Source organism: Anaerolineae bacterium (genome assembly GCA_013178165.1).
In the GTDB taxonomy this organism is placed as follows: domain Bacteria; phylum Chloroflexota; class Anaerolineae; order Aggregatilineales; family Ch27; genus Ch27.
On the sequence record JABLXG010000019.1, the window covers coordinates 34,941 to 57,799 of the forward strand.

Sequence of the window (22,859 nt, forward strand, 5' to 3'; positions counted from 1 at the left end):
TGTTGTCGGTCAGTCCCTTCGCGCCGGGACGTCTGGCCTGACTGAAAGCGACTGTTCTGTTACACTTGAAAGCACGCGCATATTGGAAAGACTCTGGCGATGAGCGGGGAGAACTGGCACAGTCTGTACATTCCAACCGGCGAAAGAGAAGCGCAGGATGTAGCGCGGACGTTGAGGGAAGCGCTCATAGCCTGTGGCTATCAGCCTTACGACCCCTTTCCCGGCGGGTCAGGGCTGTCAGCGGTTGGCTGGACGGAGCGGGTGCGACACTTTGTGGCTCCGGTCCGCCAGGGTTGGATGCGCGTACTGGGCCAGCCGGATCGCCAGGCATTGCCGCTGCTGGCGGCAACGCTGGGCGGACCGTTGCTTCACGCCTGGCTGGAAGGCGAAGCCGGCGGTGTGACCGTCTGGACGGCGGAGGGCGCGAACGAATCGGCGGCGGCGCTGGAGCCGTGGCGGCGGGCGGACTGCCCGGCGGAAGCGCTGGCGCGCGCGCTGAACGGCTCGCTGGAGGCAGCGGATGCTCCGCTTGAGCCGGACATACCATTACCTGCCGAGATGCAGGCGCTGGCCCGATCGGTAGACCCGGCGCAGGCGCGCCGGTTGATCGATCGCCTGACCCGGACGGTCTTCGACAAACTGGGCGGCGCTGACCCGGCGATCCGGGCCGGGGCGATGGCCTTGCTACCGGGCGGCCCGGCCTGGGCTAGCGCCGGAGGGCGGCGTTTGCAGGCGGTGATGGCCTGTCTGTGCGTCCCTCAGGATTGGCGCTGGCCGGATGAGCGCGATCTGCTGGCGGCTTATCAGGTTGCGCGGGCACGCCAGCATCGCCCGGATGGCCTGCGCCTGCCGGGAGATGATGAAGCGCTGGCCCGCCTGCCGGAGGCGCTGGATTATCTGCCTGTTTACGCCGGGCGGCGCTGAAGTTGCCGCACCATGCATGGAGCAGCGATGGCGGTGAACGATCGTGTGCACTGGGATGGTGTGTATGACCAGCAGGCAGGGCGGGCGTATCCACCGCCGGACGCGCTGCTGGTGGCCTATGCGCCACGTCCCCTGGTGGGGGGCAGCGCCCCCGTCGCGCTGGATGTGGCGGCGGGGTTGGGTCAGAATGCGCTCTGGCTGGCCGCGCGGGGCTACCGGGTACGGGCGCTGGATATCAGCCCTGTGGCGCTGGAACGTGGACGGGCAGAGATGGTTCGGCGCGGCCTGAGTGGGGTGGACTTTGTCGTGGTCGATCTGGAGGACCCGGCGGCGGTGGCGGCCTGTCTGCCGCCAGAGTCCGCTGACCTGATCTGCTGCTTTCGCTACCTGAACCGGGCGCTATTCCCCGCCTTGCGGATGGCGGTCAGGCCGGGCGGACTGATCATCTACCAGACCTATAACGTGCGTCACCTGGAGTCGCGGGCGGGCATGAACCGCGCTTACCTGCTGGAACCGGGGGGGCTGGCGGGTTTCTTCCCTGGCTGGGAGGTGTGGCATAACGACGAGGTCGGTGATCTATCGCGTTTTGTAGGGCGGCGACCGATGCATGCGGAACGCTCAGGAGGATCATGACGGACGGATACGAGCGGGAATCTGGCGTGAGGGCATGGTTGACCGCCTGGGGAATGCGCCTGCTGGCCGGGCTGACGCTGCTGGTGTTCTCCGAACTGGTGTGGCTGAGCCATGACCTGTTGGCTGTGGAAGCCGGAACGTGGGCGACCCTGGCGGCTCTCTACCTGCTGCTGGGGGCGCTGGTGGTTGACCTGTTGGCGCGCTTCCGGGTGGGGGAGTTGTTCGGGTGGCTGGCAGTGGCCGGGCTGTACGGCCTGTTGCAGGGCGCGCTGGTGACCGCGACGGCGTTTCAGAGTCTGCCTTTCAGTCTGGTGACGCGCCCGCTGGGGCTGCACACGCTGGGAAGCGGGATGCTGGGGCTGGCTTTTGTGTACTGGCAGCTACGCGGCGGCTGGACGGCCCGGCGCGCCGTGCTTCTGGCGGCGGGCGGACTGGCCTGGGGCGTGTGGGTGCGCTGGTCGCCGCTGTTGCCAGCGGGGAGCTTCCCGGTGCCAGCGTTCCCGCTGGCGGCGGCAGTGGCTGGCGGTGGGCTGGCCGTCCTGGGCGGGCTGGCCCGGCTGGTCAGGCGGCTGGACGTACAACCGGCGGATTATTGTCTGCACCCCTGGGAATGGCTGCTGGTTGCCGCGGGGTTGCTGGCGGCCTTCTGGCGGGCTGCTGGCCTGGCGGAGATAGGCATTGCTGAAGCGGCGATTCTGGGCGGCCTGGCGGGCTATCTCCTCGTGCTGCTCTTCCTGCTGCGAGGGGAAGCGCGGGTTCCGTTTTTGGAGCGCGCTTTACCAAAGCAGGGGGGTGGCGGGCAGGTGCTGGTGCTCGCTGTGGTGATCTGGCTGGCAGCGGGCTGGCTGGGGTATGCGCTGCCGGGTGCAGGGCCGGATGGCCTGCCCCTGCGCGCCCTGACGACCGGGCTGACCCTGTTCGGGATTCTGTGGCTGCCCGCCCTGTCAGTGGCGCTGGGACTGCGCATTTTCACCCGCCTGTTCCGCGAAGGAGGGTAGACACCAATGGACATTATCCTGCAGTTACAGGCAGGCGCGGAACTGGTGCTGGCCGGGATTCTGAGTATGTTGATCGGCCTGGATCGGGAACGGCGTCACCGCCCCGCCGGGATGCGCACCCATATGCTGGTCGGCATCGGCGCCTGTCTTTTCACCGTGCTTTCCATGCACGCTTTCCCCGGCGATGATTCGAGCCGTGTGGCAGCCAACATCGTGACCGGCGTCGGCTTTCTGGGCGCGGGGACGATCATCCAGCACAAGCGTGATGTCTTTGACCTGACAACAGCGGCCAGCATCTGGGCGGTAGCGGCGGTGGGCATGGCGGTTGGGTCGGGCTTCTGGTTCCTGGCGATCCTGGCCACGCTGATCATCTGGACGGTGCTGGCCGTGTTGCGCCGTTTCCAGGCCAAGGATGATGACTGGCGGCGCTACTCCCGGCCCGGTACGCCTGCTCAGGGACGCCCATCAGTCGCCGACCGGGAGCAGCAATAGCCGGCGGATGGCAACCGGCCAGTGTCCCGTAGCCATCCGCCAGAACTGGCTCTCCGGGTGTCCGCTGGCAGGATTCCAGCGTGTCCAGCAATTCCGGGGATCATCAGCCTAACGCTCCCCTACCACCAGGGGGACTTCCAGCGTTTCACCGCCGCGGCTGATGGTGACCGTGACTTTGTCGCCGGGGCGGGTATTGCTCTCCAGGTAGAGCGTTAGCTCATCGCGGGAGCGGATCGGCTGGCCATTGATGGCGATGATGGTGTCGCCGCCGCGGAAGATCGTGCCCCGGTAGGTGCGTTCAATGGTGGCAGCTTGCAAGCCAGCCTGGGCCGCGCTGCCGCCGCGCTGGATGTCGACGATCAGCAGGCCGTGTTGTGGCCCACTGGCCGCCGGGCGTACCTCATAGCCCAGTTCGACGGCGGTCAGGCCCAGCGAGGGATGCGGGTAACGCCCCTGCGCGATCAGGGCCGGGACAACGCGGCTGATGATCTCGATCGGCACGGCGAAACCGATGCCTACCGAGCCACCGGAAGGTGACTGGATACTGGTATTGATCCCGATCACCTGACCACGTGTGTTGAGCAGCGGGCCGCCGGAATTGCCGGGGTTGATGGCTGCGTCCGTCTGAATCACATTGCCCACCAGTAGCCCTGACGCCGATTCGATGGTGCGGCCCAGTGCGCTGATGACGCCGGTGGTGAGCGTCTGATCCAGCCCGAACGGGTTGCCGATGGCCAGCACAGTCTGGCCGACGCGCAGGACGGCGTCCGTCGCCAGGGGCAGCGGTGCGGCGCTGACTGCCGCTGCATCGACGCTGATCACCGCCAGATCGTAGTATTCATCTGCGCCGACCAGTGTCGCCGGTAGCGACGTGCCATCGGCCAGCAAGACCTCGACTTCCTCGGCCCCTTCGACCACGTGCCAGTTGGTCACGATATGCCCCTGGGTATCATAGACGAAGCCAGAGCCGGTGCCTTCCTGGGGTACAATGCCGCGCCAGAAGTCCATAACCCGGCTGCGGCTGGTGATGTGTACCACGGAAGGGCTGGCCATTTCGTAAATCGCGCCGGTGATCGCTTCCTGAGCATCAACCAGCGCCAGCAGGTTGGGGTCCAGCGTGGGCAGGGGGGTGGCAGCGACCTGAGCGGTGACGGAGGGTGGCGGCGTTCCCACTGTCCCCAGCAGGTAACCGCTGATCAGTCCGGCGACCAGCAGCACGCCGCCCAGTAACAGTCGCAAGCAGGTTGTATGTCTCATCTTGCGCTCCTTTTCCCATACCCGAATCATACCGCGGATGGTGATGAGTGGGCGGTGCATACAGGGAACTGGCGTTTTGACAGACCTGCCGGGAAGCGCCATAATTCAAGCAGATCAACCACATCAGCAGCGATGAGGCTCGCTAGAGTCGAGGCTTCTCGACCGAAATGTCTTCCGGACTAATAGCCTCTACCCCGCGACTGGGCGGACGGTAGGGGCTTTTTGTATCGGAAGTCGCGACCGGTGCCGGATTTTTTCTGCCTCTATGGAGGCCACCGTGGTCACACCTTTCACCTATTTCGATCTGGTTGACGCCTTCACGCAACCGGGATGCGCGATCTGCCATCTGCTCCAGCGGGATGCCGAGCGTTCGCTGGACGCCCTGCTGTATGAGTACGTCAACGATCCTGAGGTGCGCGCCGCCTTCCGCGCTCGTCGGGGCCTGTGCAACGAACATAGCTGGCAGCTGGCCAGCCATACGGGCAACCTTCTGGGGATCGTCCTGCTCTATCGCGGGGTGATCGATGAGGTGCTGACGGCTTTCAGGCAGACGCTGCCGCAACCCCCGCCAGCGGAGGATGCATCCGTCGGCTGGCTCCGTAACCTGCCCAGACAGGCTATCCACGCCCTGAACCGGGCTTTGCAGCCCGTCAGGAAGTGCACGATCTGTGAGTCCCTGGCCGGGGCGGAAGGGCAGTACCTGCAGGTTCTGAGCGAGTATGCCACTGACGAGAAGCTCCTTAAAGCCTACCGGGAGTCTGATGGGTTATGTTTGCCTCATTTCCGGAAGATGCTCAAGACCACTCAAACGCTGGATCGATCGGCACTCCTGGTTAGCGTGCAATATTCGATCTGGTCACGCCTGTACGCCGACCTGCAGGAGTTCATCGACAAGAGCGACTACCGGCGGATCAGCGAAGCCAAAGGCGTCGAGGGCGACAGCTGGCGGCGGGCCATCCGCGGCACGGCGGGCGAAGAGGGTGTGTTCGGCAAGGATACCTGACGTAGATCCGTTACCCCTGAGGACAGTATACCAAGCAGAGTGCACGACCCATGAACCATCTGATATCATCTTCTGAACCCCTGCCAACTGGCAATGATCCTGGCTTTAAGTCGCTTACTGATGATTTTGAGCGCACCTTCTTTGAGGGAGACGAGCAAATCCATCTACAGGTCACGCTCATGCGGGAGACCGGAGAAACCATCCGCCCGGTCATTGAAGAAAACGGCTGGAAGATCAACGACGGCCTGATCATCCTGCTGACAACCGGCATGGCTTATCGGCGGGCGGAACGCGCCCTGCAGGTGGCCCAAGGGATCGATGACCTGTCAAAGGAGGATGTTAGAAAACTGCTTGAGCGTTTGGCCGTCATTGAAGCGCGTTACGCCTCCATCAAGAATTTTGCCTTCAGCATCATGCGGGACCACCGGACGCTGGAGATGCGCTTTACCCCTCTGGAGATCAAACACCGTGCATTCAAGAACATGCTATGGCCGCTGCAGGAGGAGAACGAAGCGCTGAAAAAAGAAGTAATCCGGCTGAAAGCCGCGCTGACAGCCCCGATCCAGGATTTTCCACTCCCTCCTGTCCAATCTTTGCACGTCCCCTGGTGGCGTCGGGTATTCAACTGCTTGAGCGGCCACCAATGAGATCAGGGTAACCCCGACCAGTCAAAGTTCCTTCCGCACCACGGCTGTTGCAAAGTCCGGTAGTGTATCTTTCGCGGTTGAAATTCAGATGCCGGTTGAAGGTTGCCCATCTAAGCACCAAATCGCATGTGTATTTTCTCTCAAAATGACACGCGACTTCATTCTGTTGCAGGAACATGAAAACCATTCCACGAATTTCAACCGAAAAGGATACAGTACCCAAAGTTCCAAGACAAAAAGGCCTTTCCTGGTTAAGGTAGTGTTGTGCGCCACGAACCCTGCACCAGGAAAGGTCAACATGGACTATACCATAGCCGGAAGCGGACAGATAGAGGCACTTTGCGGGGAGGTAGGCGGGCTCTATGAGCGACTGAAGGAGTTAAAGGATCGGCGGGACCGGCGCGGGGTACGCTATCCGTTGGCGGCGGTGCTGATGATCATGGTGTTAGCCAAGCTTTCGGGAGAAGATGAAGCGCGGGGGATAGCGGAGTGGGCGAAGTGGCGGGCCAAGCTCTTGGCGAAGGCGCTGGGGCTCAAACGGGAGAGCATGCCCCATCACACGACCTACAGTCGGATTATAGGGCAGGCGGTGGAGGTGGAGCAGTTCGAGGCGGTGGTACGGGAATACTTCAGCCGCCACCAGCCGGCCGAGGCTCACATTGCGCTGGACGGCAAAGCCATGCGGGGGACGATCGAGCCAGGACACACCCAAGGGGTGCATCTGCTGGCTGCCTATCTGCCAGCGGTGGGGGTCGTGGTGGGACAAAGTGCAGTGGCCAGCAAGGAAAACGAAATTGTGGTTGCCCCTGCGCTGTTGGCCAGTCTGGACTTGCACGATGCCGTGGTGAGTGGGGATGCCCTGTTGGCTCAGCGGAGCTTATCGAGCCAGATAGTGGCGGCAGGGGGAAACTATCTGTAGATCGTCAAGGACAACCAGCCGCATTTGCTGGCGGACCTCGAGCGCCTGTTTGCCCCCGAAAGCTGCTTGCCAGGCCATGGCCCGCTGCCCGTCGATTTCGCCCGTGCCAGCACCCTGGACAAAGCGCATGGGCGGCTGGAACGGCGTACTCTGACGGCCAGCAGCCTGCTCCAGGGCTACAGCCAGTGGCCCCATCTGGCTCAGGTGTTCCAGCTTGAACGGCAAACCCTCACCCTCCGCAGTGGCCACCTCACCTATGAAGTCGTCTACGGCGTAACCAGTCTCTCTCGCGCCCAGGCCTCGCCGAACCGCCTCCTTCACCTGGTCCGTCGTCATTGGGGAATCGAAAACGAGGCTCATTACTCCCGTGATGTGACCTTCAAGGAAGACCGCTGTCGCTTAAAGACGGGCTGCGCCGCTCATGTCATGGCGATCCTCAACAATCTGACCCTGGGGCTCATCCGGTTGTTGAAGTTCGACTTCATTCCCCAAGCACGCCGCTTCTTCAATGCTCGGCTCGACCTGGCGCTTGACCTGCTTCTGGCTCCTCCCTGACAACTTTGCAACAGCCGTGCCTTCCGCACCACGGATGTTGCAGCCCGGCCCAACCCATGCCACAATCATCGGGCCTGACGGCCTGTCCACCTGCCCAATAAGGACGACCGACCATGCGTTCGTGGTTCTCACTGCTTCTGCTCAGTCTGCTGCTCGCCGCCTGCATCCCGCCGGGCCTTGCCCGGCTGCTGCCCCCGGCGGCGACGGTTGCTGCAACCACCACACCTGTCCCGCCCACGTCCACACCTGGCCCAACGCCAGAAGGCGGGGCGGGGCCGTACATCTTCCCGCCGGGCATCAACCCGCTGACTGGCCTGCCCCTTGACGATCCTGCCCGCCTGACCCTGCGCCCGGTGGCCGTCAAAATCTCCAATGCACCGCCGCTGGTCCGCCCGCAGGATGGCATCGGCCAGGCGGATGTCGTCTTTGAACATTACGCGGAAGGCGGTCTGACGCGTTTTACTGCCGTGTTCCTCAGCCAGCTGCCGCGCCGGGTAGGATCGGTGCGCAGCGCCCGGCTGATCGACGTGGAAATCCCGGAGATGTTCGAGAGTTACCTGGTCTACGCCGGTTCCAGCGGCGGCGTGCGCGAGCGGATCGAAGCCAGTCAGTTCGCGGAGCGGGCCTTTTACGGCGTAGAGGTCGGCCCGCCTGCCTACTACCGCGACGAGGCCATCCCTATCCCGCATAACCTGTTCGCCGACCTGGTGGCCGTCCACGATCTGGCCGCCCGGCGGGGCGTCAACACGCCGCCCGCCCCCAACTACAGCGCTCTGGCCTTCTCCCCGGCGCCGCCTTTCCCCGGCGAGCCGGCGACCAGCATCGACCTGCGGTATAACGCCTCCGGCGTCTACTGGCAATACAACTCCCAGGATGGACTGTACTACCGCTGGAGCGATGGCCAGCCGCACTTCGACCGGACGCTGAACCGCCAGGTCAGCGCCGCCAACGTGGTCGTGCTGTACGTCCACCATGTCGAAGACCCGACCATCGTCGAGAGCGAATCGGCGGGGCACCAGAGCTTCTCCATCCAGATCCAGTTCTGGGGTGCGGGCGATGCGCTGGTCTTCCGCGATGGGCAGGTATACCGTGCCCGCTGGGAACGGCCCATCGAGCATTACTACGACATGTTTGTGCTGCGCGACGAGCGTGGCGAGGTTATGCGCCTCAAGCCTGGCGTGACGTTCTTCCAGTTTGTCCCGCTGGATTTCGACGCCCTGACCTGGGAGTAACCGCCGATTTGCGCCCGCAGCATCTCACCCTCGGCGCCGATCCCGGCCAGGGGAAGGGCTGGCGGCTGGCCAACCCGTGCCGCCTGCCGGAGCCAATCCCAATGAGCGGCGCGCGCGGCCTGTATGACCTGCTGGAAGCGATCGCGACGGCGATACGGCGGCAACTTGGCCTGTGAGCCTGCCCCGCCTGGAACCCTGTTTTCCCCTCAAGCGTCTTCATGGTGATGGAACCTGCTCGGTATGCTGCCTGCCAGCCGGTAGCCGGGGCTGCTTTTGTGCTTGTTACCCGCAACGCTGCCCGGATGTTTAACGTATTACACGGCAGGGAAACACACAGTCAGATAAGAGGGGAAACAGCGGATGTCGTTCGCCAACAACCGCAAGTCATTCAGCCTGATTCTGTTGCTGGTGAGCGTTTTGCTCTCCGTGGGTCTGTTGCTCAGCGTGGCGGCGCAGGCCGGGGTGGGCCTGTAGTCGGGCGCGCTAGCCGGGGTTGCGCCCCTGGCGGCGCAGTGCGTCGGTTATCTCTGGCCCCCAGATTCCCAGCGCCGTTAGAATGGCCATCACCCCGAACAGCCACACCTGATCCGGGGAACGCAGGAAGATCAGCGCGTCGGTCAGGCCCTGCATGTTGAGGAACCAGGTTGCGTACAGCGCGCCGAACAGGGTCAGTGCCGAGGCGCCCAGCCGCGCCACCAGCGGCCAGCGGAAAGTCCCCGCCAGCGCCGGGCCGAGCGCCAGTCCCAGCCCGCCCAGGGCAACGATTTCCAGCCGGGGATCAGCGAACTGCAGGGCCAGCACCTGGAAGTTGAGGAAGGCGATCGCTCCGGCCAGCCCGCCGAGCAGGACGCCAGCCAGCAGCCGCGCCCACCACGGCCACAGCGTCGCCCCGTCGGCGCGTTCAGCGCAGCTCCCCGCCAGCCTGAGCGGCAGGGCCGCCGCCAGTGTCCCGCCCAGACCGGCCACCAGCCCGAAGGTCTGGCCGTTGCCGACCACGCGGTACAGATGAGCCAGTGCCAGCAAGGACGCCGTCGGGAACATCAGGTGGACGTACAGACCTAGGCCGATCCCGGCGCCCAGCAGAGCCAGGAAGTAACGCAACCCCAGCCGCCCCAGGTTTGCCGTCAGCCGCTCCAGCGTCAGACGGGTGAAGGCCGCTGCCCGCAATCGGCCCGGCACCTCGTCCGGCAGGGCGTCAGCCTCATCCCGCGCCCAGGCCAGGGCGCGGCGAACCTGTTCCGGCTGCTGGCCGGCGTGAGCGACCAGATGCCGTACCGCCGCCCTGGAACGCAGGCGGCCGATGTCCCGCGCTGCCCGTTCGGCGACTGCCGGGGTATCGTCGCGCAGGGCTTGCTCGGCCAGCAGCAGGTCGATGTCCTGGCCGTAAGCCTGCTCACGCCAGCCATCTGGCCGCTCGCCGCGTGCATCCAGCAACTCCACCACCGCCAGCCGCACCTCTGGATCGGTCTCAGCGTGGAGCAGCCGCCCGGCGGCCAGGGCAATGCCCGGCCCGTCGGCGTCGGGGACGGTCTGCAACAGGCGTACCGCCCGCGCGCGCGCCGCCGCCGCGTCGCTGCGCAGGCCATGCAGGAAGACAGCCCGCCGCAGTTCCGGCTCCGGGACCTGTTCCAGCCAGAAATCCAGAGCATAGTCATGTTCTACCGCGCCGCGCAGCATGGCCTCCCGCCCGGCGTCGCTGATGGCCAGGCCGTATTCCTCCGGGGCGCTGTAGTAGGCGTGGATATTGGCGAAGGGCGTCGCGCCGGTCAGGAAGCGGCCCTGCCCCCGCGCCCAGACGCGCACCATTCGCTGGAACGCCACCCGTGCCTCCAGCAGTCCAGCTTCTGGCTGGGCTATCGTGGCCGGATCGTAGGCCGCCAGCGCTTCCTCGGTGACCGGCGGCAGCGGGCCACTGACCGCCGGGCCGGTCCCGGCCAGCGGCAGCGTCGCCAGCAGATCGGTCTCCGTCGCGCCGGAGAGGGTGACAGCCAGCTCCTCCTCCACGGCGGTCTCGGTCGGCGCTCTGGCGGGGGTGGCCTCCTGCGGTATCTCCCGTTCAGCCCTGAAGCCAGCGGCGGCCCTGCCTTCCCCGCGCAGCGTTGCTGCCAGCTCCGCCATCAACACGGTGGCCCGATTGTAGCGGGCGTCAACGTCCATGGCTGTCGCCGTGCGCAGGACAATGGTGACGCCCGGCGGCAGGTCATGGCGGTACTGGCGGGGATCGGGCAGTTCCTCCCCGAACTGGGCCTGGCGCAGGCACAGCGCGCCCTGCCCCTCAAAGGGGAATTCCCCGGTGATCATCTGAAAGAGTGTGATGGCGAAGGCATAGATATCAGCGCGATGATCAACCGCCCGGCCAAACATCTGCTCCGGCGGCATGTAGATCAGTGTTCCGGCGGTGACGTTCTCCTCATCGCCCACACCGATCACCGCTGCCAGCCCAAAATCGGAGAGATACGGCGTACCAAAGCGATCCAGCAGGATGTTGGCCGGTTTGAGGTCGCGGTGGACAACGTTCTCGGCGTGAGCGCGCTCCAGCGCCTGGGCGACGGCCTCGCCGATGCGGATGACCTCGTCATCCGGCAGCCCGCCCCGGTCGACGATCCGATCCAGCAGCGAGCCACCCGATACATAGCGCATGACAATATAAAGCTGGCGCTGAAACTCCCCGAAATCGTAGATTGGCAGGATGTTGGAATGCTCCAGCGCAGCGATGATCCGCGCCTCATGCTCGAACTGGGCGCGCATCTGCTCGTTGGACAGATCGGCCATGATCGTCTTGATGGCGACGGTGCGCTCCAGCCGCGCATCCCGCGCCGACCAGACGTCGGCCATCCCGCCGCGCCCGATGTGCTCCACAACCGTATAGGGGCCGATCTGATCCCCGACCTGCATCGCCGTTCCGCCCCGGCTGCCTGTGATTCACACCCTCAGTATACGGGATTTCTGCGGCGGTGGTACTGCGCAGCTATACCGGAATGCGCTACACTCCCTTTCCCTTTCACCGCATCCCCTGCAGAGGAGGTCTACCATGCGGCAGATGACCCTGGCGATCCTGATCCCGGCCCTGAGCCTCCTGGCCATCCCGGCGGCAGCACAGAATAGCGGGGGTGCCAGTGTCTTCACCATCGGCGCGCTGACCTACACCTCCAATTATCCGCTGGGTATGACCTGGACGATTGAGGCGGCGAGCAGCGCCGGGTCGATCGTCCGCGCGACGCTGTTCTACGACTTCGGCGGTCCGACGACGGGCCGCGTCCAGGCTGAATTGCCGCCCGGCGCGGATGGCGTCATCACCGCCACGCTCAACCGCTACGACGCCGATGGCCTGATCCCCTGGCTAGACGTGCATTACACCTGGCGGTTAACCGACGTAGCGGGCAATAGCATCGAAGTCCCCGGCCCGCCCGCTATCTATGAAGATACCACGCGGGAGTGGCAACACGCGGAAAACAACCTGGTACGTGTCTACTGGTTTGGTCTGCCAGACTGGGTCGGCAGCGAGGCACTCGACGCCGTCGAGCAGGCCCGCGAACGCTGGGCGCTGGGTTTCCCTGGTGTCGCCCTGGAATCGCGTCCGCTGGTGGTGATTTACCCCGATCTGGAGTCCTTCCTGGAGTGGCGGGGTGAGGCCGGGGCGGAGAGTCTCCGCTTTGTTGGCACGTTGCGGGAGGAATGGAACGGGACGGTACAACGCGTTCCCGATCAGGCCCGTCTGGATCGTGAATGTGGCGGACTTGACCTGGTCCGCGATTACGACTACATCGTTCGCGCTCTGGCCCGTTCTACCGTCGTTCACGAACTGACTCACTTCCACCAGTACGCCATGAATTCGGCCAGCGGCCCGGCCTGGTGGGTGGAAGGCCAGGCGACGTTCTTTGAAGACCCCATCCGTCCCTACGATATCAACGCGCGGGTGCGCCGTCTGGCGGCGATGGGCGCGCTGCCCTCGCTGGCTTACGGGGATACGCTCTCCGGGGCGGGGACGCTCGGCCCGGACGGCTGTACGCACCTGGCCTATGACGTTGGCGCGGCTTTCCTGGAATTCCTGCGGGAGAACTACGGCGGGTATGAGGCGCATGGTCAGATCACGGCGCTGGTCGCCCGCAACACAGGTATCTACGCTGCCATCGGGCAGATCACAGGGCGGTCGTTCGCCGAACTGGAGGCCGAATGGCGGGCGTCGATCGGCGCTGGCCCGGCTCCCACGCCTTTCCCCACGTCAACGCCGTTCCTTTTCACCCTGCCAACGCCGATCTTCCAGCCGCCGGGGAGCGGGACAGGATCGTAGAAAAGCGGGCGGGGCGGCCAGTCGGCCGCCCCGCCTGTCGTTAGATCGTCACTTCACGTAGGCGTTAATCCGCAGCCGCAGCGCCTGCTCCGGCAGCGCACCGACCAGCCGGTCAACCACCCGCCCATCTTTGACGATCAGCAGGGTCGGGATACCCTGCACGCCGTATTGCCCGGCGTAGCGCGGGTTCTCATCAACATTGACCTTGGCGATCTTGACCCGCCCAGCGAAATCTGCCGCGATCCGTTCCAGCGCCGGGGCGATCATCCGGCACGGGCCACACCAGGGCGCCCAGAAGTCGACCACGACCGGCACCGGGCTATTCAACACTTCCTGTTGAAAGGTGGCGTCGGTCACCGTCACCGGGTGGGTGAGGTCCGGACTGCCCGCCGTCTGGGTCGCCGCACCCGCCATCTTACCATTAGCGGATGCTGGCCTGGGCCGACGACCCAGGGCGTAGTCCACATAAGCGAGCAATGTTTCCGCCGTAAGCGGCGCAACCGGCCCCGCCAGCAGCTGCCCATTATTGAAGAGCGTCAGCGCCGGTAGTCCCGCTCCTCCCCAGCGGGCTGCCGTCCGGGGGTTATCCGCCGCGCTGAGGCGGGCCACCAGCAGGCGGCCAGCCTCGGCCCTGGCGATCCGGGTGAGCGCCTCCTCCAGCGCCGACGGGAGTGCCCCCCGGCCATCCCAGATCACCAGCGCCACCGGCAACCCGGCGTTCAGGACGCGATCGATGCTCTGATCGCTGGTATGCAAAGGTGAATCAATGACAGGCATTGTTGCCTCCAGTTATCATCAGTGGTGTTTTTCCTTACCCTTAGACGCGGCAATCAGGCGCAGCGTTACATCGTCATGGCTTCGCCTGTCTATCCCCGGCAGGGGCGGCGGTATGCTACAATCAGCGGCAATCTGAGGGTGGGCTGGACGCCAGCAATGATCGCCACACCGCTTTCTGATACGTACTACGAGCGCTTCCGCAGCCTGATCCTGACACGCACCGGTCTGGATTTTCCCCCGCCACGCCGGGACGATCTCACCGCCTGGCTGTGGCGGGCGGTGGAAACCCTGCAGGATGCTGTGCGCTACCACCCGGATGTGCGCCTGCCCGGCGGGCCGCCGACCAGCCTGGAAAGCCTGTACAACCTGCTTCTGGCGGAAGAGCCGCTGACCTGGGAACGGGTGATCGATGCGCTGACCGTCAGCGAGACGCACTTCTTCCGCTATGCGGCGCAGTTCGAAGCCCTGCGCGATCATGTCCTGCCGCCACTTATCGGGGAGCGGCGGGCTGCCGGGCGGCGGATGCTCCGCCTGTGGAGCGCCGGATGCGCCAGCGGCGAGGAGCCGTACTCGCTGGCCATCCTGCTGCGCGAAATGCTCCCCGACTGGCAGGACTGGCGGCTAGAGATCATCGGCACGGATATCAACCGCCTGCTGATCGCCCAGGCCCGCCAGGGCGTCTTCCGTGATTGGTCCTTCCGGGAGGATTACGCCCTCTATGTGCGCGATGTCTACTTCACCCGGACCGATCACCGCTACCAGCTGCATGACTCGGTGCGCGCAATGGTGCGTTTTGAGGTGTGCAGTCTGCTGGAAAAGTGCAGCCCGCTCGATGACATCCTGCGGGATGTCGACCTGATCCTGTGCCGCAATGTCACGTTGTACTTCGGGGAGAGCATACGGGACTGGGTCTACCAACAGCTTCAGCAGCGGCTGATCCCCGGTGGCTGGTTATTCCTGGGCCACGCTGACCCACCGCCACCGGGCTTTGCCGCCTTTGACGTCTATCATTTTCGGGGCACAACGGCCTACCGCCGCCCGCTGGCGGCTGCCCGCCCCGCTGAGCCGCGAATTGCGGGCGCTGGCCGACGCCATGATACCGCGCCGCTGGCGATGCCCCCTGGCCCTGCGGAGCCTTCACCGGCGGAGACCGACCGCCTGAGCGCTGAAGCGCAATACCGCCTGGGGCGCTGGCACGCCGACCGTCAGCACTGGGATGACGCCCGTTATCACTGCATGAAGGCCATCGCCCTGGAGCCAACCTACACCGAGGTCTACTACACCCTGGCTCTGATCCATCAGGCTCTGGGCGATAGAGACAACGCCATCGGGGCGTTACGGCGGGCGATCTACCTGGAACGCAACTGGGCTTTGCCGCGCTTCACGCTGGCCGGGTTGTATCACGCCGCCGGCCAGGACGACCAGGCCCGCCGCGAACTGCGCAATGTGATCGCGCTCACCCGCGATTTGCCACCCGATACGCCGATCCCCGGCGGCGACGGCCTGACCGCCGCCCGGCTACGCAGCGCCGCTGAGCGCCAGCTGGCCGGCCTATCGGCGAACGCTGTCAGCGCCCCTCCGGCCAGCTCTGAATGATCACGGGCGCAGCTACCGCACCGCGCCCGTTCGTGTACACGCCTCGTATGTTCTAGAACCGGTGGCTGAAGTAGCCGTGCAACAGTCGCAGCGCTTCCAGCGCGGAGCGCGGCTCGCGGCGGGCGGTCTCCAGGCTGCGGCCCAGACCGCTATCTGTCAGCGCCTTGGGGTCGCCCCGCTCGGTTATCAGCAGGATCACGGTCGCTAGCGTCTGCAGGTCGGCAGCCAGATCAACCTGCAACCGCTGCTGGTCTTCCAACCGCAGGCTGTGCCACAGGCTCTCAATCTCGGCCCGGAAGGCCGGCAGGGTCAGGCGCGGCGGATTGGCGGGGAAAGCCTGCCGCAACCGCTCCAGCAGGCGACGGGCAATCGCCGCCTCTTCCTGAAACATGTTGATGGAACGTTGCCCGACAATATGGGCGGTAGATTCGCGGGCGATACGTCGCTGTAGCACTTTGCCTTCAGTCAGGTAGCCGCCGATCCAGATCAGCGCGCCCACACCGGTGCGCGGCACGTCCTGGTTGGCCAGCAGTTTCTCGTGCTCGCGGTCTCTACCCCGGCCTCGCCCGGCCTGATTGCCCAGCTCGTAGACCAGCCGTCCGATCGCCAGCAGGTCGGCGGAAAGCTGGGCCAGCCCGCGCTCATTGGCGCTACCGGACATGGCATCCAGATCGCTGCGCAGATGATTGAGCGTGGGATAGGGCTTTTGCTCATAGGCGGCGGCGACATCCCTCAGCAGCGCGGTTGTGATCTGCACCTCCTGCGCCAGGGCAGCCAGATCGGCCCCGCCGGTGACCACATTCATGACCGCGGTGGCGCGCAGGGTATCAGCTACCCAGTCCCCCAGGCGGCGGCGTACCAGCTCCGGGATGCGCGCTGCACGCTCCGCCGGGACCTGGCGCACGTACCGCCGCATCAGTTCGAGCGCCGCCTCGCGCACATCGTGGTTCCAGTTGAGCGCGGCCCAGATACGGCCCATGATGGCCAGGCCTTCTTCCACCCCCTCCAGGTTGTTGGTGATGGCCGCCGCCAGGCAGACGGCACCTTCTTCGTCGCGCCGCCGGGCATATTCCTGCATCAGGCGAAGAGCAACTTCGAAGCCGACCAGCGGCACCAGGTACTGGTCGGTGCACAGGTATTCCATCAGGCGGGCCATGATCGGCTCCATCGCCTGCCCGAAACCCTTGCTGATCAGCGCCCCGCGGTAGGCCATGACCGTGGGCACTGGCTTCAGACCGTGGCGGGCGATCGCCTGCAGCGCCTGCACCAGGGCGGCTTCTTCCAGGGCGCTCTTCTCAAAGACCTCGCTCACCCAGGCGGCATAGCGCACCTGCGCGTCGCCGCGGTAAAGGGTTGTCGAGATGCGCTCCAGCAGGGTGACTGCCGGGCGGTACTCGCCCAGCGTCAACAGAATCTCCACCAGCAAGCGCGGGCCGGGGGCCTGCAGGGTTGCCAGTGTGGCGGGCTGGCCGACCTGCAGCACTGTCTCGCGCAGGACCGGTTCCAGCCTGGCGCGTATCGGCGAGCGGGCCAGCTGAAGCAGGCGTTCCAGGACGGGGGTGTCGATCAGGTCGGGCCGCTCCATGGCTAAAGCCCATTCGACCAGCCGTCCCAGCAGGAGCACATCGTACGGCCTGGGGATACCGGTTACCGCCTGGATCAGCCCGCCCGCCGGGATTGTTGCCGGAGAGCCAGGCCGGAAGTGCGCCAGCGCCGCCCGCAACGCCGGAGGCAACTGGCGGGCAAACCCTTCCCGCATCAGCAGGGCACGGAAACTCGCTGCTGGCAATTGCTCCGCTGCCAGCGTCAGGACGCGCATCGCCAGTTCTGGCGATTGTTCAGCCAGCGGCAGGGTGCTTTCCAGCAGTCCGGGCATGATCCCGGCGATCATCATCGGCTCGCTGACCGCCTGCAGATCGTCCAGGAAAGCAGCGGCCGCAGCCCCCGCGCCGGTCTTGACCAGCGTACCCAGGTAAGCTGAAGCTGCCGTATGCCCGCGCCGGCGGATATTAGAGCCGGTCGGGCCGCCGGGCGTGGTCATCCACTGGCGTACCAGCCGGTAGACCGCGCCAGTCTTGCCCTCCAGCGTGGCCGCGTCCAGCATGTTCAACACCGCTGAAGCTACATCCTCGTGCTCCTGCATCAGCTTGCCTACCACGTCGGCGTGGCGGAAATCCTCCAGCGCCAGCATGAAGGCCAGCAGATGGCGCACGTAGCGGACGCGTAACTCGTCGGAAAGCGTCGGGTCCTCGCGCAGGATGGCGGCCACCTGTTCGGTATCGGCTGGCTGGCCATCCGTCACAGCAGCATCCACGGAAGCGCGCCGGGCTGCCCAGGCCAGTGCCTGAGCCAGTGTTTCCCCGCGCTGAAAGCGCCAGGTTGCCGTCTGGGCCAGTGTCTGCAGTTGACTAACAGCGATTGATGGGTCAAGGCGCAACTGGCGGGTGATGAAATGGCTGTAGGGCTCTTCCGGTGGCCTGGGGCCGGCTAACCGACCAGCCTGCCAGTCGTAGACAACTGCTTCCGGCGGCAGGGCGTCTGGCGTCCGGAAAGCGATCTGCACCGGGATCGCGTCCAGGCCGCCGGAATCGGTGGCAAAGGTGACTCCGTAGCGGGCCGGGACAGGCAGGAGCGCCAGTAATCCCTGCAACAGGGCCAGGCGTGCCGCCAGGTCATCCGGCCCGTTGATGATTGCCACCGGGCGCCCGGCTACCAGGGCCGCCAGCAACCCCTCCACCACAGCGAAATTGTCGCTGACCATCAGCATAAAGGCCGACAGGTCCGATTCGTGTTCGCGGGGGGTGGGCGGCGCGGGCAATTGCCAGGCCAGCGGCGGGATAATCCCCCCGGCGCCTGGCGCGGGCGTGATGGCCGCAGATAGCAGGTCAAAGAGCAGGGTCGGTCGCCCGGCAAACTGGCGCAGTTGATCCGCCGTCAGGGGGACGTAATGGACAACGCCCTGCCCGCCGGTCAGGTACGCATGGGCCAGGATGAACTCGGCGGTTTCCCCGTGAAAGAGGCCGATCGCCCCGGCAGCCCGCTGCGGCGGGGCCAGCGGCGCCAGCCGGCGGCATTCCTCCCACAGCGCCTGCTCGATTCCAGCTGAGGCGGCGATCATGACGCTGACCGCCCCCTGTTCCGCCGGACGGCCATACAGATGAGCCAGCATGATTCGTGAGCCGTTCACCAACGCTCCACCTTCACTTGTCTCAGGTCACGGCGCGCTTGACCACGCCGGATCAGGCGCGCTCCGGAATGCGTGTTTTTCAGGTCTCACTCTGATCAAACTCGATTATGAGCAAATGCGCAACTCGCAACTGTATTAAAATCCTGGCTGCCCTGTATCGCCAGGCAAATGCCACAATTGACAACTCTCTGCCCTGCGACTACAGTGGGAATGCCATCACAGCCGACAATTCCGTTGGCCCGGTCAGAGGCAGCCGGGCGCTCATCCGTCACAGAGTTCTTTCAGGACATGGAAAAGAGTTCTGCCATGATTCGTCATACTACGTTTTTAGGGTTCGTATTGGCGTTGTTCTTGCTTCTAGGGAGCGGGCAGGGGCTTGGCGCACAGGGGAACGGCGATTTTCTTTGCGTTCACGCCCCGACGGAAATCGCCAAAGGCAATACGGAAGCGATCGAGATCGAGATCGATCTAAGTACGCCCACACCGCAGGGCTGGACATGCGCGGCGCTCGGCGAGACCCAGCCGGTGATGGGCGTTGGCATCCACGGTACGGGCACCAATTTTTTGCTCGATCCCATCGCCGATCGGGAGTCAGCCACTGTCCGCAATCCAGGCTCCAACCAGTGGAACTGGAGCATCAACGCCATCGGCGACGAGAATACTTCCCATAACCTGATTGTCTATGCTTACGTGCCGGACGAGAGCCGGGTTACCGGCATCCGCTCGGTGGGGCGCGTCCCGCTGCGCATCACGATCCTGCCGCCGACGGGCACCGTTTTCGACCAGATTATGCGCTTCGTCAACAACGCCAAGGAGTTGTTGCTGGTCATCTCGGCGGCGATCGTCACCGTCATCGCCCTGCGCAACCAGATCGCCGGGCTGTTCAAAGGCGGCGGAGGGAGCACACCACCTGCACCGGGAGGTTAAGCCCGCACCCAGAAGAGGTAGACCAGGGGCCAACCAGGGGCCTAAAAGCACCTGGTCTGGCCTCTTGTTGTTCTCCTGATCGTGAGTCCAGCTGTTTCCCGGTCTTGCCGCGGCTTGTGGAGATCAGCCTAGGCCCCCGGCTGGCGGGGAGAATCGTCGATCTCGGCCATACGCAGGCCATAGGCTTCCGCCACCAGCATGACCGGGTGGAATGTTTCCGCGCCGGTCAGCGAGCGGATCTGCCAGCGGCAGGTTTCGGTGTCACAGACCACCTGTTCGTGTCCGCCTTCACGGACATGCTCAACAATCGGCTGGCCAACTGCCTCGGAAATGGCCCGTTTTTCCGCCTTGAAGCCATACGTGCCGCAGATGCCGCAACAATCGGCGTCGATTTCTTCCATCTCCAGCCCCGGAATGAGGGCCAGTACGTCCAGCGCCGGGCGGCCTATGCCGTGCGCCTTGAGCTGGCATGGGGCGTGGTAGGGCAGGCGGCGATCGATCCGGCGGAAGTTAGTGTCCAGCCGTCCGATCGTGTGCAGGTGGCGCAGAAATTCCATAAAGTCCCACACTCCCGCGGCAACGGCCTGTGTTGCTGCGTCGCTCATGTTCAGGATGTGAATGTAGTCGCCCTTGAGAGCCATCATGCAGCTCGCTGCTGTGCCCACAATCGGGATGCCACGCCGGGCGTATGGTTCCAGCCAGGCTACGTTTTCCCGCGCGTAACGGCGCGCCGCTTTAAAGTCTCCGTTGGATTGCATGGGCAGGCCGCAACAACGCAAGGGCGGCACGATCACCTCGAATCCCAGGTGCTCCAGGACGGCGACTGCCGTCCGGCCCACGTGCGGCTCGTAGGCGTTAGTGGCGCAACCGTGAAAGTAGACCACTGTCCGCGCCGGGTCGCAGGCTTCGGCGGCTTTTTCCCCCCGGATACCACGCCGGGCCTGGCGGCGTACCCACCAGCCGCGGAAGGTATAGCCCGCCCAGCGCGGCAGCGGCGCGCGCGCCGAGACGCGGAAGGTCTTTTCCGCTGCCCAGCGCAGCACGCGGTTGCCCGTGCCAAAGTTGAGCAGCGGCGCAAAGGGCGTCCCCAGCCGCCCCCAGACCTCATTGCGGCCCAGGAACCAGTTGCGCAGGCTGATTCCGTGCGTTTCCACCATAGCCGCCTTGGCCTGAGTGTTGATCTCCATCACGCGGACGCCGTGCGGGCAAACCAGCGTGCAAATCCCACAGCCGGAGCAATAGTCCACGCTGTGGTCGACCGAGGGCGCGCCCGGCTGGCGCATTCGCTGGGCCTGTGGGCCGACATGCTTGGGGCCGGGGAACAGGTCGGTATGGGGGGCTACCGTGCAATGCGCAGTGCAGATGTTGCATTTCACACACAGATCGGAGGTAAACGGTGTGTTCTCCAGCAGGTGCAGCAGATCAGACATAGGTAATCCCATCCCTCACTGGAACGCCTGGCAGTTCCCCGCCGACGCCATCACTGGGCCACAGGCAGGTAGATCTTGAAGGTGGTGCCCTGCCCTGGCACGCTTTCCACTTTGATCCAGCCCCGGTGCGCCTCCACGATCTTGCGCGCGATAGTCAGGCCAACACCCATGCCGCCGGTGCTGACATCGCGGGCGGGATCAACCCGATAGAAGCGGTTGAAGATGTAAGGTAGATCGGTGTCCGGGATGCCGATGCCGGTATCGGCAACTGTGATGCAGACCTGGCGGCCTTCGGATTTCACTCCAAAGGTGATTGTCCCGCCGTAAGGGGTATAGTTGACCGCATTGAGCAGGATCACATCCAGCGTGCGCTTGAGCCGGCTGAAATCCCCGAAGACCGGAAAGCCCATATCCGGGCGCTGCCATTCCAGGGTGTGGCCTTTTCCCAGCGCCATCGTCTGCCCGCTGCGCACCGCCGCGTCGATCAGATCGCGGGCATCCAGGCGCTCAAGTTCCAGGGTCAGGTCGCGGTCCAGCTGGATCAGGTTCAGCAGGTCGTCCAGTGTACGCTCCAGGTAATCCACCTGCAGGCTCAGGATGTTGAGATGCTCGGCCACTTTCGCTGGATCATCCGTGCGTCTCAACACCCCCAGGCTGACACGCATCGTGGTCAGGGGGGTCTTGAAGCTATGGGAAGCATCCCCGATGAAGCGCTCCAGCACAGCGGTGCGCTCCCGTTCCATCTCCAGTTCGTATTGCTGCCGTTCCGCCGCTTTCTGTTCGGTGAGGTCCTGGTTGATGAAAGCCAGCCCGATCATGGTGCCCTGCTGATCGTAAAGTGGGAACTGCGTGGAGCGGATCCAGTGCTCATCGCCATCGCTGCGGATGACCCCTTCCTCATGGACCAGCTTGCGCCCGGTGCGGATTACCTGCTGTTCCAAGGCATCCCATTCGGCGGCCTTCTCCGGGAAGAAATCCGCCGTCACCTTGCCCAGCGTTTCCTCCTGGCTGCTAACCCCCATCCGCCGCAATGACTCAGCGTTGTTCAGCAGGAAGCGCCCCTGCAGGTCCTTGACGAAGACGCTATCCGGCAGGTTGTCGATCAAGGTCCGCAACAGGGTGCGCTCCTGCGCCAGCGCCGCCTCAAAGCGCCGGCGTTCGGTGATGTCGCGGGAAACACCCAGCACGCCGATCGGACGGCCGTCAACGTTGCGAATCAGGTTGACTTTTGTTTCCGTCCAGATCGTGGAGCCATCTTTGCAGGGTTGCTCCAGCACGTAGCGGCGATCAGGATCGAGCAGGTCGGGATCATTGCTCCCGGCCCGCAGCGCCTGCAGGTAGTCTTCCACCTGGGCCAGCGAAGCCGGTGTCAGCACCTGGTCGAGCGACTGCTGCATCACTTCTTCCGCTGTGTAGCCGCGCAGGTATTCGACCGAGGGGCTGACATAGGTGAAGCGGCCGCTGGCATCCATCGTCCAGATCACATCACGGACATGCTCGGCCAGCATCCGGTAACGTTCCTGGGTACGGCGGAGCGCTTCCTGGGCCGCCAGTACCTCCGTCAGGTCGCGGATCACGGCCAGACGGGCCGCCCGGCCCCGGTACAGAATGGGGCGGCCGTTGATCTCGATCGGGAAAGTCGAACCGTCGCTGCGCAGGCCGGTGCCGGTATAGGCCCCGGCAAAATTCGCGGCGATTTTCTGGGCAACGAGCGGGCGAGTATCCGGTGCAGCCAGTATCAGGGCGTCCTGGCCGATCAGATCATGGACAGCGTAGCCAAACATGGCTCCAAGCGCAGCGTTAGCATCCAGGATGATCCCTCGCTCGTGGATCAGGATACCTTCCAGCGCGGCATCAGAGAGCAGGCGGTAACGCTCCTCGCGGGCCTTGGCCTCGGCCAGCGCCTGCTCCAGTGCCGCGATCTGCGCCTGCGCAGCGGCCAGATCAGGGGACTGCACACCCGGTTGATTCTCGCTGGTGTCCATCGGATG

The 22,859-nt window shown here is 64.8% G+C and carries 19 protein-coding genes; 13 read left to right on the top strand and 6 right to left on the bottom strand.

Translation table 11 applies throughout. The features are described from left to right. Window positions 1-99 precede the first annotated feature (99 nt). Genes HPY64_11705 through HPY64_11720 form a run of 4 tightly spaced genes read left to right on the top strand, consistent with a single transcriptional unit; the run spans window position 100 to window position 3,047 of the window. Window positions 100-924, top strand: a complete 825-nt coding sequence (locus HPY64_11705) for a hypothetical protein (protein NPV67803.1) — start codon at window positions 100-102, stop codon at window positions 922-924. A gap of 27 nt (window positions 925-951) precedes the next feature. Continuing rightward, the gene (locus HPY64_11710) at window positions 952-1,557 is read left to right on the top strand and encodes a class I SAM-dependent methyltransferase (protein NPV67804.1); all 606 of its coding nucleotides are present in this window, start codon (window positions 952-954) and stop codon (window positions 1,555-1,557) included. Beyond that, window positions 1,554-2,555 carry a hypothetical protein gene (locus HPY64_11715; protein ID NPV67805.1) on the top strand — a complete coding sequence of 334 codons (1,002 nt, stop codon included), beginning with the start codon at window positions 1,554-1,556 and terminating at the stop codon, window positions 2,553-2,555. The genes HPY64_11710 and HPY64_11715 overlap by 4 nt, the downstream gene beginning before the upstream one ends. Window positions 2,556-2,561: 6 nt before the next feature. After that, window positions 2,562-3,047, top strand: coding sequence for an MgtC/SapB family protein (locus HPY64_11720; protein ID NPV67806.1), 486 nt, complete (start codon window positions 2,562-2,564; stop codon window positions 3,045-3,047). Between the two features lie 108 nt (window positions 3,048-3,155). Here the strand turns inward: HPY64_11720 and HPY64_11725 are convergent, their stop codons facing one another. Continuing rightward, window positions 3,156-4,304 (bottom strand): PDZ domain-containing protein, encoded by a 1,149-nt coding sequence (locus HPY64_11725; protein ID NPV67807.1) that lies wholly within the window; start codon window positions 4,302-4,304, stop codon window positions 3,156-3,158. A 277-nt stretch (window positions 4,305-4,581) separates the two neighbouring features. Here HPY64_11725 and HPY64_11730 point away from each other — a divergent pair, with 277 nt between their 5' ends. The 6 genes from HPY64_11730 to HPY64_11755 all read left to right on the top strand — a co-directional run bounded on the left by HPY64_11730 (window position 4,582) and on the right by HPY64_11755 (window position 8,836). Continuing rightward, the gene (locus HPY64_11730) at window positions 4,582-5,307 is read left to right on the top strand and encodes a hypothetical protein (protein NPV67808.1); all 726 of its coding nucleotides are present in this window, start codon (window positions 4,582-4,584) and stop codon (window positions 5,305-5,307) included. A 50-nt stretch (window positions 5,308-5,357) separates the two neighbouring features. After that, window positions 5,358-5,954: a hypothetical protein gene (locus HPY64_11735; protein NPV67809.1), complete on the top strand. Its 597-nt coding sequence runs from the start codon at window positions 5,358-5,360 to the stop codon at window positions 5,952-5,954. A gap of 298 nt (window positions 5,955-6,252) precedes the next feature. Then, complete coding sequence (locus tag HPY64_11740; protein NPV67810.1) at window positions 6,253-6,873, top strand: ISAs1 family transposase; 621 nt, start codon at window positions 6,253-6,255, stop codon at window positions 6,871-6,873. A gap of 24 nt (window positions 6,874-6,897) precedes the next feature. Continuing rightward, entirely contained in the window at window positions 6,898-7,428 is a 531-nt protein-coding gene (locus tag HPY64_11745; protein ID NPV67811.1) for an ISAs1 family transposase, read from the top strand. Between the two features lie 113 nt (window positions 7,429-7,541). Then, a complete protein-coding gene (locus HPY64_11750) occupies window positions 7,542-8,660 on the top strand; it encodes a DUF3048 domain-containing protein (GenBank protein NPV67812.1) in 1,119 nt (372 codons plus the stop codon). A gap of 8 nt (window positions 8,661-8,668) precedes the next feature. After that, on the top strand, window positions 8,669-8,836 hold the full coding sequence (locus HPY64_11755; protein ID NPV67813.1) for a hypothetical protein: 168 nt from the start codon (window positions 8,669-8,671) through the stop codon (window positions 8,834-8,836). A gap of 307 nt (window positions 8,837-9,143) precedes the next feature. On the opposite strand, the gene HPY64_11760 is transcribed toward HPY64_11755, so the two are convergent. Next, window positions 9,144-11,555 (bottom strand): protein kinase, encoded by a 2,412-nt coding sequence (locus HPY64_11760; protein NPV67814.1) that lies wholly within the window; start codon window positions 11,553-11,555, stop codon window positions 9,144-9,146. Window positions 11,556-11,691: 136 nt separating this feature from the next. Here HPY64_11760 and HPY64_11765 point away from each other — a divergent pair, with 136 nt between their 5' ends. Continuing rightward, on the top strand, window positions 11,692-12,951 hold the full coding sequence (locus HPY64_11765) for a hypothetical protein (GenBank protein ID NPV67815.1): 1,260 nt from the start codon (window positions 11,692-11,694) through the stop codon (window positions 12,949-12,951). A 48-nt stretch (window positions 12,952-12,999) separates the two neighbouring features. Here the strand turns inward: HPY64_11765 and trxA are convergent, their stop codons facing one another. After that, the gene (gene trxA, locus HPY64_11770) at window positions 13,000-13,365 is read right to left on the bottom strand and encodes a thioredoxin (GenBank protein ID NPV67816.1); all 366 of its coding nucleotides are present in this window, start codon (window positions 13,363-13,365) and stop codon (window positions 13,000-13,002) included. A gap of 438 nt (window positions 13,366-13,803) precedes the next feature. Here trxA and HPY64_11775 point away from each other — a divergent pair, with 438 nt between their 5' ends. Continuing rightward, the gene (locus HPY64_11775) at window positions 13,804-15,324 is read left to right on the top strand and encodes a hypothetical protein (GenBank protein ID NPV67817.1); all 1,521 of its coding nucleotides are present in this window, start codon (window positions 13,804-13,806) and stop codon (window positions 15,322-15,324) included. 52 nt (window positions 15,325-15,376) lie between these two features. Here HPY64_11775 and HPY64_11780 read toward each other — a convergent pair whose 3' ends face one another. Further along, the gene (locus HPY64_11780; GenBank protein ID NPV67818.1) at window positions 15,377-18,511 is read right to left on the bottom strand and encodes a hypothetical protein; all 3,135 of its coding nucleotides are present in this window, start codon (window positions 18,509-18,511) and stop codon (window positions 15,377-15,379) included. A gap of 306 nt (window positions 18,512-18,817) precedes the next feature. On the opposite strand from HPY64_11780, the gene HPY64_11785 reads away from it, so the two are divergent. After that, a complete protein-coding gene (locus HPY64_11785) occupies window positions 18,818-19,438 on the top strand; it encodes a hypothetical protein (GenBank protein ID NPV67819.1) in 621 nt (206 codons plus the stop codon). A 128-nt stretch (window positions 19,439-19,566) separates the two neighbouring features. Here the strand turns inward: HPY64_11785 and HPY64_11790 are convergent, their stop codons facing one another. Continuing rightward, window positions 19,567-20,868 carry an anaerobic glycerol-3-phosphate dehydrogenase subunit C gene (locus tag HPY64_11790; GenBank protein NPV67820.1) on the bottom strand — a complete coding sequence of 434 codons (1,302 nt, stop codon included), beginning with the start codon at window positions 20,866-20,868 and terminating at the stop codon, window positions 19,567-19,569. 50 nt (window positions 20,869-20,918) lie between these two features. Next, on the bottom strand, window positions 20,919-22,853 hold the full coding sequence (locus tag HPY64_11795; protein ID NPV67821.1) for a PAS domain S-box protein: 1,935 nt from the start codon (window positions 22,851-22,853) through the stop codon (window positions 20,919-20,921). Window positions 22,854-22,859 lie beyond the last annotated feature (6 nt).